The sequence below is a fragment of the Rubritalea tangerina genome (genome assembly GCF_042683245.1).
Lineage (GTDB): Bacteria > Verrucomicrobiota > Verrucomicrobiia > Verrucomicrobiales > Akkermansiaceae > Rubritalea > Rubritalea tangerina.
The window spans coordinates 14,662-31,429 of record NZ_JBHUJB010000013.1 but is presented as its reverse complement, the minus strand read 5'-3'; the positions used below and the strand labels follow the sequence as shown (position 1 = coordinate 31,429).

Below are 16,768 nucleotides of genomic sequence, written 5' to 3'. Positions count from 1 at the left end.
TCATCTCTCCTTAATATTGAGTTTGTTATTCTTAGGGCATGAAGAAAAGAGAGTTGAGCAAAAAGCGGGTGACCCTCATTGGGCGACGGCCGATCAAGGTTGTCACTCGGGCATTGTTGGTGTTTTGGGTTACTGGGGAGATGCATGCGCATGAGGGAGTTCATGAGAGGGAATCTTCACGGTCTTTGAAGCTCGTGCGTGATAGTGAGGTGTCGATTCAGGTGGTTGGTGAGCGACGGGTGATCAAAGCGAATGGATTGCCAAATCATAAAACTGGGCGTTTTCCGAATCGGAACAATCCCAACGAGGTGCGCGAGCAGAGTTATCTGTTTGAGGTGCCGGCAAAGCCCGAGGTCGCTGGTCGCATGACACCGCTTGAGCGCCAGCCTTTTGGGGTGGCATTGAATGGGGTGGTTTTTGACCCTGGTACGGCAGAAATGTGGAATGGGGATCGGAAATGGACCTATGAAGCGCTGACATGTCCAATGAATTTAGGCTTGGATCACAGCCATGCTCATGTGCAGCCGACCGGGGCATACCACTACCACGGCATGCCAAATGGCTTGCTTGAGAAAGAGGGGGCTGCGAGCAAAGTCAAAAAGAATGTGATGGTGCTGGCTGGTTGGGCCGCAGACGGATTTCCCATCTATGCGAAGTACGGGCATGCGGAAGCTGCGGATGGGAAGAGTGCTTTGAAGGTTCTGAAATCGAGCTATGTGTTGAAGAAAGAAATGCGTCTTGGGAAGCCTCATGGGCCTGGGGGAAAGCCAGATGGGAGCTTTGCTAGTGATTATGCCTATGTTGAAGGGGCGGGTGACTTGGATGCATGTAATGGACGTTTTGGGGTTACTGCTGAATTTCCGGGTGGGACGTATTACTACGTTCTCACTGAGGAGTTTCCTTTTATTCCTCGGTTTTTCAAAGGGAAACCGGACCCGAGTTTTGGTCGTAAAGGTGGCCAAGCTGGGGAAAGGGGGGGCGAGCCAGGTGGACGGATGGGGCCGCCTCATGGTGGAGGAGGGCCACCTCACGGTGGAGGTAGACCGCCACACCGCCACCGTCATTAGGTCGCCTGAAGTCAGCTGAGTCGCAGTAAAGTCGACAGGGCGAGATTAGAGTTCGAGGAAGAGGTCGATCTCGCTGAGGGAGTTGGTATCATTGCTTGCGATCAATGAGATGGGGCTGATGATATCGTCAAAGTCTTCAGAGGCTGAGTAACTGGCTGTCACTTCCTCGAAGCTATCCTCGGTAGAGGTCGCGACGAGAGTCTCAGGGGATTTCTCTGGAGTAGAGGATTGCTGGGTGAGGATGAGCGCGACACAGGCGGCTGCAGTGGCTAAGGTGCCGACCACAGGGGCTGGGCTCAAGCACTTCTTCCACCACGGGGTGGCAGGAGTTTCTTCGAGACGAATAGAGCGCATGACATTTTTGGCAAACATGGGGTCTGCTTTTTGTGTCGATGCGTTATCGAGAAGGTCCCATACAGGCTCTTTATCTTTATCCGTCATAGCTCAATTTCTTTCAGGGTTATAGCACGGTGGCCAGTGAGTTGCAACTGAACCTCCGTGCTATCATGTGAAACCGAGTCGCTAGGAAAAAGTTGTAAGAAAGTTACAATTTTTTTCACTGAGGCTCTAGGAGCGCTTTCTTCTGAGAAGTAACGCGAGTGAGCCAAGGCCGATAAGGGTCATGGATGATGGCTCTGGGACAGAGGCAACAATGGCTACTTGACCAGCGGTGCTTGTATCAACGCGGAAGCTCAGTCCCGCTGGGAGTGGGTCTGAGAGGCTCCCAAACTCGAGCCCATTGTCAGTGAGTGAGCCGCTGTATTCTGCGATCACCCAGCGGTCTCCGTCGGAAGCATCTGAGAAGAGGTTGGTGTCTGAGCTGAGGTTAAGGATACCGTCGAGTGTGAAGTCGGTGATGCCGGTGAGCAGGTCGTTGATGCCACTGCCGATAGTTTGGTCAGCTCCATTCAAGTCGATGTTGAGGATCGTGGCATCTGAGAGGACGAGTGCGTCGTTGAAGGTCATGGTGCCAGGGCTATTGCCAGGAGCGAGCATGGAGCCGTCATCTAAGAGGATTTTACCTACGATATTGCCGGTGCCGGCGAGGCTTTGACCACTTGTGAGGCTGTAGCCTGTGCTCGCGAATGCTGAGACGTCAAAGCTTGCTCCGGACGCGACTTCAATTAGGGCACTGTTATTGAGGCTGCCCGAACTGCTGAGAGTGAGGGTTCCTTGGCTAATGAGTGTGTTACCAGTGAAGGTATTGGCACCTGAGAGGGTGAGGTTACCGGCACCTGTTTTCTCGATACCATGGGAGCCTGAGATGCGGCCACTGATGGTTCCGGATTCACTGATGGTGTGGGCCGTGAGGCGAGTGTCACCGTTGAGGCTGAGATCGCCAGCAATAGTGCCACCTGAGAAGCGGATCGCTCCGAGGTCGCCTGCATTTTCGCTCACGCCTGAGCCACGGAGTGAGATTGAGTTATTGAGTGTTCCACCTGTTGCCCAGAGTTGGCCACCGTCTTCGATGGTAAGGTGTCCTGAGCCGAGGCGATTACCTCCTGAGGAATTCACATTGATGCGAGCGCCGTCGATGTTGATTGCTCCGGTGAAGCTGGAGTTATCTCCGCTTACGACGTAGTTTGAGTTGTTGGTTCCGTTGCCAATGAAGTTTAGATTACCCGCACCACTGATGTTATTATTGAGGGTGATGTTGGTAGTGCCGTTGACTGCTAGGTTTGCATTGTTGGTGATAGAGCCTGTGAGTGAACCACCATTACCGATGGAAAGGGTGCCCTGATTGATCGTTGTTCCACCGGTGTAGGTATGATTTTGTGTGACATTCAGGGTGCCAGAACCTGCTTTGATGAGGCCTCCTGTGCCAGTGAATGCGTAGTTGGAGCCCACGGTGTGGCTGCCGGTATCGAAGGTGAGGTTACCATTGGTACCAGTGAGTTCGACATAGTTGGCATTCATATTGAAATCCGCACTAGCGACCAGTGTGCCGCCACCGAGGTAGAGGTTGATTCCGCGAGACCATGAGGCTCCAGATCCACCGCTGATATTGCCAGTGGTGAGGGTGCCGCCTGTGAGAGTGTATGTGCTATTCCCCCCTGTGCCACCTTGGTTACCTTCGTCTGTACGGTTTGAGCGCAAACTTCCGAGGGTGACTGAACCTCCGGACTGGACGACATCGTACCATGAATCACGGTTGTCTGAGGCCTCACCAGTAACGGTGAGTGAGCCGCCGGTGATCGTGGTTGTGGAGCGTTGTCCGCCATTGTAGCCAGAAAGTCGTGCTAGGCCGCCAATTTGAATGTTGGCACCATTTTCGATGGTGAGGTTTCCTCCACGGCCTCTGCGTAGGTCCCCATCGATGTTGACGGATGCGCCATTCGCGAGGGTGAGGTTGTTTGAGGTGGTGAGGTTTCCGGTGCCAGAAATCTGGTGGGTACTGGAATGGGCTCCGGCAACATTGAAGGAGAGGTCGCCATTGTTCGTAATGGTTCCTGAGCCTGTGGCATTGATGTGCTGGAGCTCTAGTGTTCCACCTGTGACGGTGGTGTTTCCTGTAAAGCCTGAGTTGTCAGCTGTGAGAGCAAGGGTGCCGGTGCCAGATTTTACGAGTGCGCCAGTTCCTGTGAGTGATCCATTAAGTGTTTGGTTGGCAGGGCTATTAAAGGTGAGGTTACCAGTGCCGTTGTGTTGGATGTTAGCATTTGAGGAAATGAGGGCATTGAATGTGGTATTGCCAGAGCCATTAAGGGTGAGTTGATTACCAATGGAGAGGACTTCGGTGCCGTCAGTGAGGTCTTCGAAGGTGTAGTCATTGCCGCTGGTGTTGCTCAGGGTCATGTTGTTAACGGCTATGTTCGACTGGAGAGTGACTGTGCCAGCTCCCGAGTCACCGAAGGTGACATCGTCGTAATCGAAGAAGAGGGCATCTGAGCCGCCGGTCCAGTTTGCAGAGGCATTGGTATCCCACTGTCCATTCCCTGCGCCGTTGTTCCAGGTTTTACTCTCGCTACCGATGTCTAGCTGGATTTTACCGTTGCTAGAAGCAGTGCTGGTGAAGAGGGCTTGGCGGGTAGTGGCATTGAGGCTGAAGTCGGACGCGGCAGTACCTGTGTAATTGCCTGAGTAGTTGAGAATGTCGATAGGGCCGGAGCCTGCACCGACGAGTGTTACGCCAACCGAGCCGGCGCTGGTGTCGAGGTTGCCATTGACCTGGAGTGCGCTGGAGGTGTTGGCATCGGCGATGAGTTCGCTTCCTGAAGCAAAGGTCAGGTCGCCGGTGACAGTGCCTTCGCCTGAGAGGCTTTGTCCTGAGCTGATGGTGAGGCCATTATTAGCAGCTGAAGCATCGATGACGGCTCCACTCTGAAGGTTAATTGCGCTTGAGTTCCCGATAGCGCCATTGCCACTGAGGGCGAGGGTGCCTTCGCTGACAGTGGTGGCACCGGTATAGGTATTGTTGACGGTCAGGAGCATGGTGCCGGAGCCTGTTTTTGTGATGCCACCTCCATTCTCTAGCTCGGTGTTGACGAAGAGGTCTGCACCAGCATCTCCGCTGGCGTCACTCACATCAAAGGTGACGATACCACTCTCTAGGGCGACACCATCTTTGGCGCTCATGGTGGAAGCGGAAGTGCCATCAACGGTGATGGTGGCATTGGGGCGGATGACAAAGTTTTCACCTGCGTATGAGCCGGCTGTGGCTTCGGTGGTCCAGACGGCACCGTTGCGCATTGTGATATTACCGAATTTATTATGGTTGCCGCCACTTGCGGTGAGTGTGCCGCCGTCAATGGTGATACCTGCACTATTGCTGGTCCGAAGGAAGATATTGGTTGATCTGAGGTCTAGGGTGGCGCCGTTATTGATATAGACTTCAGAGTTGCCATTGAGCGAACGGCTCATGGCGAAGGTGCCGGCATTGATGATAGTGTCACCTGTGAAGCTTGCATTTTGGGTCATCAGTAGGGTGCCAGAGCCTTCTTTTATCAGTCCGCCGCTGCCGATCATGTTCACAGAGATTGTGGCGTCGGCGTTTGCAGTGATAGTGCTATTATTTGAGAGTGTAAGGTCGGGAGAGCCGCTGAGGGTGTAGCCGGCGGTGTTGAAGGTGATGTCTCCCACTGAGATGCCTTCACCAAGCGTGATTGTTCCTACTCCGGTCGGGCCGAAAATGGCATTGTCGGGGGTGGCATTATTCCAGAATGGGCCTCCCCAGTTGCTCGAGGTGAGGTCCCAGGTGGTGTTGGTTGCTGCGTCCCATGTGAGGTCATCAGCATGGAGAGGGATGAGGGGGACACTCAAACATAGCGTGAGTGTGGCGGGGAGGTGTTGCAGATTCATTAGTATTGCAGAGTGGTTTTTATTGTCGTCTAGGTTCTTATAGCTGTATGAAATGTTAAAAATGCTATAATTTAGATCATAATGACATGAGCTTGATTTGATCGGTCAAAGCTGAATTTATTTATTGCTTGAATCGTTAACATAGGCTGGGAAATCGGCACATTGTATGAGAGGCGAGCAAAACTCAGGATGAGGGGGAGGAGAGGAAGGTTGCTAACTGTTAAGTTGTTAGATCGATTGTGAGTTGCCGTGCATTTGGGAGGTGACAGTCCTCAAATGGATTGGAGAGCCATGATTGAGGGGGGCACTGACTGCTATAAAAAATCCTAGAAGCATGGATTTTTTGTGTCTGATGGCAGGGATGTCAGCCTGTTAGTACTGGTTTTTTGGGGTATGTGGCGGGGGGGAGAACCACTGGTCGATAAGGTCGTAGAGTGCCTTATCGTAGGCTCTGAGCTCCTCTCTTGTATTGATATGGTTATGGACGCCATTTGGAGGAGAGGCTTCTCGGTTTGCATTGTACCAGCATTGGACTCCTTCGGCCCAGTATTCGATGTGGTTGGTTGCTGCATAGGTGCCATGCCAGAGTTTTTGCTCCATGGCAGCATGATAGAGAGCTTGAAGTTTTTGCTCAAAGTGGGGATCGACATCGTTGATTCCCATTTGGTGGATGGTGTGAGCAAACTCGTGAATCAGTATGTTTTCGCCTTTGTAGCGATCGTCATGGAGCTTGAGCAAGTTTTCTTCTCCGCAGCTAGTTGCGGGGCGAGATTTTGTGGCGCCGAGGCCACGGGCGCGCTGATCCCAATGTTCTTTGGGGGCTAGATCACTATGTTCAGGAATATCTGTTGTTAGTTCAGTGGGCGCCATGATGGCGACGACAACCTTGTTGCGGATGATAGCAGCGCGTACTTCAGGTTTATCGCTGAGCATATGGCTTACAATTTCATATGCCTTAGCATGCGCTGCAGAGGAGACCTTGGCGGAACTTACGATAGGGAGGTCGTGATAGAAGGTGACTTTCTGATAGAAGGAAGCAAAGGTGTTAGTTAGTGGAGCCTTTCCAATCACTGAGCAGGTGGGTCTTTGGCTCATGAGTCGGGATTGGGGGTGTTTGCTGCTCACAGGCACAGAGGACTATGAGTGATAAACTGAGTAGGATTGGAGAATGGCGGAGCACCTAGGGATATTAGCGAAAGGTCCGCGGACTGTATTGGCAAATAGTAGATGCAGGGGTGGAGAATTAGCGGGTCGTGTGAGGTGGTGTCACACGCCACGTTTTGAGCCCCAGAGTTGAATATGCAGTCGGTCAGAAAAACGGTAGTTGTGGTCTCTGCAGAGGTCTGCGAGCCAAAGGCGTTTTTTTTGGAGAGCTTCTTCGGTGCGCCCCTCTGGCATGAGGAGGATACGGTGGCGCGGTAAGTTGTACTTTTTCTCGAGAGCTTGCATTTCCTGAAGGTCTTCTGGGGATTGGATGACAAACTTGAACCAGGCTTTTTCAGAATGAGCGAACCACCGCATCGCTTCCGGCTTGTCTCTAAGCTTTGCGCTATTTCCAGAGTTCTCGAGCTTCGCTGAGACATTGAATTGGTCGATAGCACTGGCGAAGGATTCGGTGGGTATCTGTGTGCCATTGGTTTCGACTTCGAAGCGATAGTCTGGGTTGATGCGTCGAAGGTGATGAATCAGGGCGAGCCAAGCCTCTTGCTGGAGGAGAGGTTCACCGCCAGTGAGGATGACATTGAGACATGGGAACTTCTGAATTTCCTCCGCAACCAGTTCAATCGAGCATTCTTGAAGGTACTCCGCTTTACTAAACTTTTTATAGCTAGGATCAGCATCATTCTCATGTATCCAAGGGGTGCCTTCCCAGTTCCAGGTATAGTCAGTGTCACACCAAGAGCAATGAAGGTTACAGAGTGAGGATCGCACGAAAACTGATGCGACACCCATACTGACTCCTTCACCCTGAAGGGTGTGGAAGATTTCAGGTTTGCCGTTGAGCACAGCCAGTTTGAGTATGGGTGACATGTCAGGGGAGAGTGGCAGATCGTTCGACATTTTCAAGTGTTAGCCCATTGTACTGGTTGAGAGGTGGATAGGTGCAGCTTTGAGCGAAATTGAGAGGGCGGCTACATCAAGGTTTGTTTTTGGCGACAAAAAAGCCGTCTGTGGGGGCACAGACGGCTGGATAAATGGAGCTAGAGTCGTCTTAGATGACTCCGAGGTCTTTCCCAGCTTTGATGAAGGCATCGATTCCTTCATCGAGTTGCTCACGGGTGTGTGCTGCGGAGATTTGGGTACGGATACGGGCGGTGTTATGCGGCACCACTGGGTAGAAGAAGCCAATCGCGTAGACGCCGTAGTCGAGGAGTTTTTCGGAGAATTGTTGGGAGAGGGCAGCATCGCCGAGCATGACTGGTGAGATGGGGTGGTCTTTACCGGCGATGGTGAAGCCTGTGGAGGCCATGTTTTCTCTGAAATACTTAGTGTTTTCTTTCACGCGGTCAGCGTACTCAGTAGATTCTTCGAGCATGTTGAAGACCTCGAGTGAGGCTGCTGCAATCACAGGAGCCACGGAGTTAGAGAAAAGGTAAGGGCGTGAACGCTGGCGAAGGAGGTCGATAATTTCTTTTTTACCGGAGGTGTAGCCACCTGAGGCACCACCGAGAGCTTTCCCAAGCGTCCCTGTGGTGATATCAATTTTACCGAAGAGGCCACAATGTTCATGGGTGCCGCGTCCGCGTTCACCAAGGAATCCAGTGGAGTGGCAATCATCGAAGTGAACGATGGCGTTGTATTTATCAGCGAGGGCGTGGACTTTATCGAGGTCACAGATGATGCCGTCCATTGAGAAGACGCCGTCGGTGGTGATGAGTTTGAAGCGGGCGCCGGCTTCGTCTGCTTCTTTAAGTTTCGCTTCGAGGTCAGCCATGTCGTTGTTGGCGTAGCGGAAACGTTTAGCCTTACAGAGGCGTACACCGTCGATAATAGATGCGTGGTTGAGGCTATCAGAAATGACGGCATCTTCGGCAGTCAGAAGGACCTCGAAGAGGCCACCATTGGCATCAAAGCATGATGGGTAAAGGATGGTGTCTTCAGTGCCGAGGTATTCGGTGATTTTCTCTTCAAGCTGGCGGTGCAGAGTTTGAGTGCCACAGATGAAGCGTACGGAAGCCATACCGAATCCCCAGTCTCTTGCAGCTTTGGAAGCAGCTTCGACGACGCGTGGGTGGTCAGCGAGTCCGAGGTAATTGTTGGCGCACATGTTGATGACTTCGCGGCCTCCTTCGAGAGTGACCGTGGAGTTCTGAGTGGAGGTAATGAAGCGCTCGCTTTTGAAGAGCCCAGCATCTTTGATTTCGCCGAGGGTATTCTGGAGGTGGCTTTGGAATGATTGTGGATACATGAAAAAGTTAGGGTGAGTTCTTGGGCTAGGTGTACTGGGCAAAAGCTGTCCTGCCTAGTCAGAATATGCCATGTGCTGGCTTTCTTTCTTTTGTCTGTGAAATTGGCACAGGGCGACACCGATTTTTTTGTGATCTGTATTGCTGACGTGCACAGCTGGTACGCGGAGGGGACCACAGAAATGAAAAAGCCACCAGAGCTAAGGTGCGGACTGGTGGCTGGAGTATGGGGCTATGCAGATGTATGCATGTTTAGCGTGTGGGTGGCATGGCGAGGAGGCAGGAGGTCATGCAGAATGCGGCTCCAGCATCCATGTATTTTTTCTCATGACCGGCACCCCAAGAGTCGGAATAGATAATGGCGTTATCTTTGGTGTTGTAGCCGATGATGAGGCGCATGTGGCCACCACCTGCTTGGGGTATTCCAGGTTCTGGGAACATGCCAAGTTTGAGGGTCCAAGCGAGAGGGATACCTTGGTCGATGTATTCTTTGACTTTGCTGTAGAAGCGTTTGTAACTGGATTTATCCATCATGACTTCGCGGTAGATTTTGGGGTCACATTGGGCGCGGAATCTTTCCATTTGTGCGAAGCTCCATGGGGCTTTGCGGTCGATGCGTGCGTAGCTAGATCCGCCGAGGACGCTTTTACCTTTTTTCTTTTTTGCGAGCCTTTGGTAGTCATTGACGTCTTGCTTCATTTCATCGAATCCGCGAAGGACTTTGTCGACGTCGCTGCTGCGGGCGCGTCCTGATTTGTATTCCGCATCTGTAGGGAGGTCAGAGATGCCTTTGGGGTATTCGTAGAGGACGACGATGCGCGAGTTGAGCTTTCCTGTGACTTTTTTCAGTGAAGCGACCATTTCATTGATGGCGGTGCCGCTATCGGCTGTGGAGTTGGCCAGTTGGGCAATTTCGTGTTGGTCGGTTTGGCGGCCGTAGTATTGGTAGATGCGGGCAGCTGAAGCGCAGACGCAGTATCCTTTACGCCCTTGGTCTACCATTGGGACGTTGTGAATGAAGGTGTCGCCATTTTTATCGCGTGTCACGTTCGCCTTGAGGCTGGAGCGTCTGGCTGTTTTAGACCCTTCACGGGCTTTACTGAGTGAAGCGACTCGAAGTCGGATGAATTCGGGTGTTTTTGTAGAACGGGTGAAGGATTTTTCTAATTGGAAGGCTGAGTCTTTGTAGCGCCAGAATGTTTTAGTGAGCACGACGGTACCACGGCCAGACTTGTCTTCAGCTCGGCTGCCGGTGGTTGAGGTAATGGTTTCGGCAAGGTTTTTGTAGAGTGCATCGAACTGAGCGGGGCTCATCGGGCCATTATCACCACGGTTGTAGAAGGAGATAGAGACCCCATTCACATTGCCATCATTATCGGAGGTAACTAGGAGTTCGCCGGAGGCTTTACCAAAGGTTTGGGTATTTTTCCCAATTGAGCGGAGTCGGGATTTACTCGCACTCATCCACTTGAATTGGAAGGGTTTATGGGATGCTTGGAAATCGCTGATCTTCGTTTCCCAGAGAGAGTCGTTCATGAGGCTCTGGGTGAGATCATGTTTTTCAGCGGCTTGGGCGATGGAAAGAAGTGGGAGGGATAGGCAAAGAAAGCTTGAGGATTTTATGTGTGGCATTGGGTGGGTGTGTTGCGGGTGTGTTGCGGGTGTGTTGCGGGTGTGTTGCGGGTGTGTGTCTAGTGAGTGGCAATCCAATCGAGGAGAGCTTGGTGGTTGGAGGCTGAATATTGGTGAGCGTTGAGGCCGTGAGCACGGCCTGCGGCTACATTTTCAGCTAAGTCATCGATATAGTAGGTTTGTTCGGGGAGAATAGCAAATTGGTCAAACGAACGGGTGAAAAAGTCATCATGTGGCTTGATTGCTCCGATTTCATGGGAGAAGACTGCGTGGTCGAAGTGCTTGAAGACATCATAGGTATCCAGGCAATGGGAAGCATGGATGGCGTTCGTATTGGAGTAGAGGATTAGGCGGTGGCCTTCGGCTTTGAGTTGCTCGGCTAGTTTCCACGTTCCTTCAATTGGGGTGAAAATATGCCGCCACGCGTGCTTGAAGGCATCGGGGTCTCCACCGAAATCGAGCAATTCTGAGGCCCAAGCAATGTAGTTTTCTACAGGAATCTGGCCGGCCTCGAACGCATCTTTACGGGCGATGATGTCCTGGATGGCATTGGGGGCGGGATTGGAGCCCATTAGGGCATTGAGGGCTGGGGAAAAGTCAAATGCGAGCAGGACATTACCGATGTCAAAGAGGTAGGTTTTCATTGAGATTATTGGGACTTAGCGAGATGGTTGAGGATAAAGTTTGCGGCGGCGTTTGCTCCACAGGGAAGCGCCTTGGACAAGAGGTTTTGTTTCATGACTCTCCAAGATTTGAGGTCATCGCTCATCATATGCTGAATAGCATGGCGTACTTGTTTTGAGTTTTCGGTGAGTTGGCCTGCACCGATTTCTTGAAGGAGGGCAAGGTTGCCCTCTTCTTGGCCGGGGACAAGGTGGTGGATGAGCATGGGGGTTTGAGCGGCGATTGCTTCATGGACTGTAGCTCCGCCAGCTTTGCCTACGATAAGGTGGTGGTTGCAGAGAAGCTCTGGGACGCGCCTAGTCCAGCCTTTGATTTGCACTCTCCCAGGAAACTCGAGTTGGATTTCTCTAGCTCGGTCATAGAGCTTTCGGACATTGCGTCCGAGGACAACAGTGACTTCGGTGCGGCCATCTGGGCAGGCGTTGAGGATGGCGCGCATGAAGCGACGGACAGTGGGTTTCTTAGAGGTTGGGAAGTAGAGCACTTTGAATGGTGAACCTGAGTCATCTGGGGTGATGCGTGGGAGGTTTTGAAATCGTGGATGGACTGCAAAGCCGGTGACGATAATTTTTTGGGGGTCTAGGTTTTGTGCGATGAGTTTGTCACGCGTCAAATTGTCGGTGACGCACCAGAAATCGGTTGGGGCTTTCGTCCATGAGGAGTTGATTTCGATCGAGTCGGTGATGATGGTGAAGACGGGAACGCGCCTTGCTCCGCGCTGAAATGAGCGCTCGAGAAAGTAGGGGTAGAGTGGGTAGGTGCTGATAATGGCGTCTGGTTCGAAGCTAAGAATGGCTTCATGGAGGGCATTTTCTGGGCGACGCATGAGGGGGAGGCGCTCTTTAGAAAAGTCGTGGCGGTCAGTGGATTTGTAGATACGAGACCACGTTTTTGGTGCGTAGGTAGTGATGAAGCGATAGAAGTTACGCAATTGGTGGTTCACCCAGGGGGCCCCGATATCACAGGGGTCAACGATTTCGACTTCCGCTTTTGGTTCGAGGGCCACTGCGAGATGGTTGGCAGCACTATTGTGTCCCTCGCCAAAGCCAGCGGTGGTTATGATTACCCTTGGTGGTGTTGCCTCGATCACGCTAGCATTCATAGCAGAATTCTTTGTTGCGTCTATGGTGATCTGAGGAGCGGGGGGGAGATTGTGAGGAGGCTTAGGGGTGGAGAAATTCTGAGGCAGGTAAAATCGATGCTAGCCAGAAGTCTAGAGCTGCAGTAGTTGTTTCATCGATGGCTGATTCGGACCCACAGGAGGGCAATAAGGTGCATAAGCTTGAGTCTAAAAAGGCTCCGGTGCTGTTGTCTAAGACGGTGCGTTCTGAGGAGTCTGATACGTTGGGAGGAATAGCGTCGCTGAGCTTGAAGGAGGAAGTGCAAGATGTGCAAGAGCTGGTGGAAGAGGCCTGGGATAAAAAGGGGGGCAAACCGAGTAGGTGGTTTCTTCTTAGTTTGTATGTTTTGGTTGGAGTCGTGACCGTTGCTGGTGTTTGGGCGATTGTGTTATTATCGCAGCAGGCTGAGATGAGTGTGGCTGCACCACGTGAGAAAGAAGCTATGAGCTATGCTGAAAAGCAAGCATTACGTCTGGAGGTGATTCAATCCTACTTAGCCGCGAGTACTGTTGCTGAGAAAGCTCTCTATGTGAGGGATGCCGCGCGCGTGCTCCCATTGATGGAGGCGTATTACTCAAAGTACCCCATGCAGCCAGAAAGTCTGAGTGGACAAGTTATCGAGTCACCGGTTATGGGGAAAGAAGGGGTGATGTGGCGGGTGAAAGTGCGCGAAGGTGAGGCTGAAGCCTTATCCTATATTTATGTGGAGAGCTCGGATGATGGTTCAGCGCTAGTGGATTGGGAGACTGATGTGATTTATCAACCATCGGACTGGGGCGCGTTCACGGATGAGCGGAGTACCAAGCCGCATACCTTCCGGGCGTTTGTGCAAGCTGCCCAATTGGATGGTTTCCACGGCTTTGAGTTTTCGGAGTACAACAAGTATCGGTGTTTCAAAGTCACACTTCCAGGTAGTGACGATTACTTGTGGGCGTATACGGAGATTGGTTCTGCCTTGGATGCTCAATTGGTGAATGTGGTATCAGGTGGTGGGAGAAGAAGCGTAAACAGTAAGCGTAAGGTGCCAGTGATTTTGAGTTTGAGTTATCCTGAGGGGGCATTGTCGCCACGCTGCGTGCACCTAACAGAGTTGTTGCAAATTGGGTGGATGAAGTGAGATTGGCTCTTGTCAATGCGCTGTAGGTAGATACCTTTCTGGTGAAGTTCTATAGTCCCTAGGACGCAAGTATTATGAAAAAGAGATTCACATGGTTGGTAAGTTGTCTTGCGGTAATGTCACTGCAACTGACGGCGGTTGCTGCGGAGGTGCCCGAATATTTCGCAAAAGCTTTTGAGAAAGATAAGCCAGTGAAAGCTCAGATCATAGCGATTATTCCCCCAAAAGAGTTCGAGGGTTTTGTCCAGAAACTGAGTGAAGCAGCTCAGAAAGATCCTGAATGGTTTGACGAGCATTCAAAGAAGACAGCGGGAAGCCCATTGCCTTTGTACGATGAGAAGCTTGGCATGAGTCAGGAAGAGTACGACAAGTATGCGAAGCTTTGGGATAGTAGGGAAGCTAAGAAGTTAGCGGACACCTCTCTCCTGTTAGAGGAGGTTGGTAATGGTCAGTGGAAGATCAATGCGACTGGGCCAGCGGCTTCTATTTCGTTGCTTCGTTATGATCCGGAGAAGAATGTATTTACATCGACCAATGGTGAGATGATAGCGATTGCTGACATTGATGCTCCAGAGCGTAGTTTGTTAGGTGCATGGAAAGGAAAAGAATGGCGTTATCAATCTGAGAATTCTCTCACTAAGATGAAGGAGAACTTGGCACTGGGGACGACGACGGATGGGAAGTATGCGATATTGGTATATCGATTGCAGGAGATTACAGCGAAGGGAAAACCACTATTTGACCAGAGTTTGGTGATACGTTTCCCAGCGATTAAGTCGAAGTGATTTGTACGAGTGAGCGTATCATTACTCAAGGTACTTTTGAAGAGGCGACGTCTATGGCGTCGCCTCTTTTATTGGGTATGTGTACCGGTGTTTGGTATTTTCACCGTAGGGAACATTGTTCTGAATAGTGCGTGGTCAAAGAATGAAGTTGCCCGGCAGTTGGAGCGACGTACTGGTGAAAAGTGGAAGGTGGGCACCATTACCTATGGGTTTGATGGGAGGCTTCATATTTACCAATTAAGTTGTGAACTTGGTGAGGGGGGGCTGAATGTTGGACACATTGAGATTTTGCCAAATTATGGATTATTGTGGGAAGGTGAGAAGCGGATTTCCCGGGTGACAATTCGCAAGCCAGAGCTACTAGTGACAGATATGTGGTTGTTAGAGCGCTTGCAGGAGTATGGGAGGCAGCCAGCGGTGATAGCTCAGACTGATAGAGCAGCCGCCCCAGCGATTGTTCAAAATGAGTCGATCGATGGAGAAGGTCAAGAGAGTGGTCATGTAGAGGGCGAGATCAAGAGCGGGCTAGTGGTGAATAAAAAGATAGAGGTACGCCCTGGCATAGGAGATGTGCCGATAGGGAATCATGCACCTGGGGATGATTATGAGTCATGGTTAGTAATCGAGGACGCTCAAATCTCAGTTAAAGGTAGGGGGGGGAGTCTTGTTTCTCTTACGGATTTCGATGCGAATTTACCAGTAGGAGGGGCTGATCTAACAGGAGAGGTTGCATGGGGAGGTTTATCTGTATTGGGGTATGCGTTAGTGGAGGAAGGGAGTTTTAGAATGAGTAAACGGGGGGGACTTCTGAGCATCAAGGAGACGGAGGTGGATTTTTTTGGGCTTTCTGTCTTACCGACTTTTTATCTAGGGCGTTCATCAGGAGGCATTGCCTTTTTGGTAGACATGGTCATTCCTGAGCAGGAGGTTGAGGAGATATTGACCCATTTGAACTTAGAGGTGGATATTGGTTCAGACAAGATAGTGGGGAGGATGCGTCTGGGAGGTATCGTCAGTCAGCCGATGTCATGGCGAGGGGCTGCGGAAATTTTAGCAAGTGGCATACATGTTAAGGAAGGGCATCGAGGTACAATGGCTCATTTTGAAAGCTGTGCATTACGCTCGTATTTTGGCAGGGGGAGATTGTACACACCACAGATTGAGTTGCGTGGTGACGCAATATCTGTGATGGGGAATGGGGTCGTTGAGGCTAATGGTGCTGGATATGGGGTGTTGCGGGTCGTGACTTCACCAGAAAAGCGGGGGTGGATTAATCGCTTGGCAAATGGGAGTAATTTTTTTGTTGGGTTGCGTGGAGGGGTGATGCAACCGCTTGATACAAATGATATGTACTACTGTGATCTGTTAGTAGATGGAGGTTTGTTAGACCCCGTGATAAAGTTAGAAAACAAGACGGATTGGCAGCCGCTTTGGGAGTCAGTATCCCGCTTAAAGCAATTCATCAAAAGTGAGCGTGCTGAGGATCAGCGTGCGTTTACCAAAGGTCAGAAATAAAGGTGTTGCCATACTGTGGGTGATCGATGGTATTGCCCACATGTTTTCCCAAAATGAGGGAGCCGATTGGTGAGTCTGGAGTGACGACGGTGAATTCTAGACCTTGTGATAGCAGTGTCATTCCTCCGCCTGCGGGAAGGAGCATGTATCCGTAGTCGTCGTCTGAGGAGCTGAGAATGACCATGGAGCCTGAGGCAATGGGGGCGCTATCATCGTAATCGTTGCCGTCGAGTTGTTTGAGCTTTCTTAAATGATCTTCGAGCTGGAGAACTTTTCCAGCTTGAGCTTCGGCGAGGTAGGAGGCTTCGAGGCCACGGGTATCATATTTACCTTCAGCCTTACTTTGTTCATCCGTCGAATTGCTGTGCGTTTCTTGAGCAGCCTTACGCAACACGTCGAGGTCGGCTTCAAGGGAGGTGATAACTTGTTGGATGAGATCGGATTTATTGTCGCTCATAGCTGGGGGGGTGAGATTAGAAAATGGGAGGAGTGTTGGTCAATACTTTGCGGCATGTGATTTGCATGGTGAGAAACTCGTGTTAGTATGCGTTGTTATGCAATGGAAACCCACAGTAATGACGGCGGCAGTAATTGGCACAACTTTTGTTAGTGCATCTGCTATTGAGAAGCCAGCGTATGAGTCATTGAAAAAGGACGGGAAGTTTGAGCTTCGTCAGTATGGAGAGTTACACATTGTCACAGCGACGATGACGAGCGAGAACCAGCGCAACCAAGCTTTCCGGAAATTGGCTGGTTACATTGGTCAGCAGAATGACCGCCAGCAGAAGATCGCGATGACCGCTCCGGTGTTAATTGACGGGGTGGAGCAGGCGATGCAGAAGCAAGCAGGGGTGGTAAAGATGAGCTTTGTGATTCCTCAGGCCGTGGTCAAAGCGGGAATTCCCAAACCTACTGATAACACGATTAGTTTGAGTAAAGTCAAAGGGGGGAAGTTTGCTGTGACTTCCTTCAAGTCGTCTAATTCTGAGAAGGCGCGGAAGGATGCATTGGAGAAGTTACGCGTGTGGATGGCTGGGGAGAAGTTGAAGGAGGTTGGCGAGCCGAGCTTTGCCTTTTACAACCCACCTTGGATCCCGCAGATGTTCCGAACCAATGAGGTGTGGGTGCGCGTAAAATAGTT

General features: G+C 51.3%; 14 protein-coding genes. 5 read left to right on the top strand and 9 right to left on the bottom strand.

The window, feature by feature from the left end:
• Nucleotides 1–38 precede the first annotated feature (38 nt).
• A complete protein-coding gene (locus tag ACFSW8_RS02810; RefSeq protein WP_377089014.1) occupies nucleotides 39–1,067 on the top strand; it encodes a YHYH protein in 1,029 nt (342 codons plus the stop codon).
• Nucleotides 1,068–1,112: 45 nt separating this feature from the next.
• On the opposite strand, the gene ACFSW8_RS02805 is transcribed toward ACFSW8_RS02810, so the two are convergent.
• The 8 genes from ACFSW8_RS02805 to ACFSW8_RS02770 form a co-directional block, all read right to left on the bottom strand.
• Nucleotides 1,113–1,508, bottom strand: coding sequence for a hypothetical protein (locus ACFSW8_RS02805; protein WP_377089015.1), 396 nt, complete (start codon nucleotides 1,506–1,508; stop codon nucleotides 1,113–1,115).
• A gap of 126 nt (nucleotides 1,509–1,634) precedes the next feature.
• Nucleotides 1,635–5,366, bottom strand: a complete 3,732-nt coding sequence (locus ACFSW8_RS02800; protein ID WP_377089017.1) for an autotransporter-associated beta strand repeat-containing protein — start codon at nucleotides 5,364–5,366, stop codon at nucleotides 1,635–1,637.
• A gap of 372 nt (nucleotides 5,367–5,738) precedes the next feature.
• On the bottom strand, nucleotides 5,739–6,461 hold the full coding sequence (locus tag ACFSW8_RS02795; protein WP_377177385.1) for a M90 metallopeptidase family protein: 723 nt from the start codon (nucleotides 6,459–6,461) through the stop codon (nucleotides 5,739–5,741).
• A 171-nt stretch (nucleotides 6,462–6,632) separates the two neighbouring features.
• Complete coding sequence (locus ACFSW8_RS02790; protein ID WP_377177383.1) at nucleotides 6,633–7,397, bottom strand: 7-carboxy-7-deazaguanine synthase QueE; 765 nt, start codon at nucleotides 7,395–7,397, stop codon at nucleotides 6,633–6,635.
• Nucleotides 7,398–7,578: 181 nt separating this feature from the next.
• Nucleotides 7,579–8,775: a glycine C-acetyltransferase gene (gene kbl, locus ACFSW8_RS02785; protein ID WP_377089023.1), complete on the bottom strand. Its 1,197-nt coding sequence runs from the start codon at nucleotides 8,773–8,775 to the stop codon at nucleotides 7,579–7,581.
• 250 nt (nucleotides 8,776–9,025) lie between these two features.
• Nucleotides 9,026–10,405 carry a C39 family peptidase gene (locus ACFSW8_RS02780; protein WP_377089025.1) on the bottom strand — a complete coding sequence of 460 codons (1,380 nt, stop codon included), beginning with the start codon at nucleotides 10,403–10,405 and terminating at the stop codon, nucleotides 9,026–9,028.
• A gap of 59 nt (nucleotides 10,406–10,464) precedes the next feature.
• Entirely contained in the window at nucleotides 10,465–11,049 is a 585-nt protein-coding gene (locus tag ACFSW8_RS02775; RefSeq protein WP_377089029.1) for an HAD family hydrolase, read from the bottom strand.
• Between the two features lie 5 nt (nucleotides 11,050–11,054).
• Nucleotides 11,055–12,191, bottom strand: coding sequence for an MGDG synthase family glycosyltransferase (locus ACFSW8_RS02770; protein ID WP_377089030.1), 1,137 nt, complete (start codon nucleotides 12,189–12,191; stop codon nucleotides 11,055–11,057).
• A 137-nt stretch (nucleotides 12,192–12,328) separates the two neighbouring features.
• On the opposite strand from ACFSW8_RS02770, the gene ACFSW8_RS02765 reads away from it, so the two are divergent.
• The 3 genes from ACFSW8_RS02765 (at nucleotide 12,329) to ACFSW8_RS02755 (ending at nucleotide 15,627) form a co-directional block, all read left to right on the top strand.
• Nucleotides 12,329–13,327 (top strand): hypothetical protein, encoded by a 999-nt coding sequence (locus tag ACFSW8_RS02765; protein WP_377089031.1) that lies wholly within the window; start codon nucleotides 12,329–12,331, stop codon nucleotides 13,325–13,327.
• Between the two features lie 74 nt (nucleotides 13,328–13,401).
• Complete coding sequence (locus tag ACFSW8_RS02760) at nucleotides 13,402–14,112, top strand: hypothetical protein (RefSeq protein ID WP_377089032.1); 711 nt, start codon at nucleotides 13,402–13,404, stop codon at nucleotides 14,110–14,112.
• Between the two features lie 9 nt (nucleotides 14,113–14,121).
• Complete coding sequence (locus ACFSW8_RS02755) at nucleotides 14,122–15,627, top strand: hypothetical protein (RefSeq protein WP_377089033.1); 1,506 nt, start codon at nucleotides 14,122–14,124, stop codon at nucleotides 15,625–15,627.
• On the opposite strand, the gene ACFSW8_RS02750 is transcribed toward ACFSW8_RS02755, so the two are convergent.
• Complete coding sequence (locus ACFSW8_RS02750) at nucleotides 15,608–16,084, bottom strand: transcription elongation factor (protein WP_377089034.1); 477 nt, start codon at nucleotides 16,082–16,084, stop codon at nucleotides 15,608–15,610. The two genes, ACFSW8_RS02755 and ACFSW8_RS02750, sit on opposite strands and share 20 nt — an antisense overlap.
• Before the next feature lie 97 nt (nucleotides 16,085–16,181).
• On the opposite strand from ACFSW8_RS02750, the gene ACFSW8_RS02745 reads away from it, so the two are divergent.
• Nucleotides 16,182–16,766, top strand: coding sequence for an SOUL family heme-binding protein (locus ACFSW8_RS02745; protein ID WP_377177381.1), 585 nt, complete (start codon nucleotides 16,182–16,184; stop codon nucleotides 16,764–16,766).
• Nucleotides 16,767–16,768 lie beyond the last annotated feature (2 nt).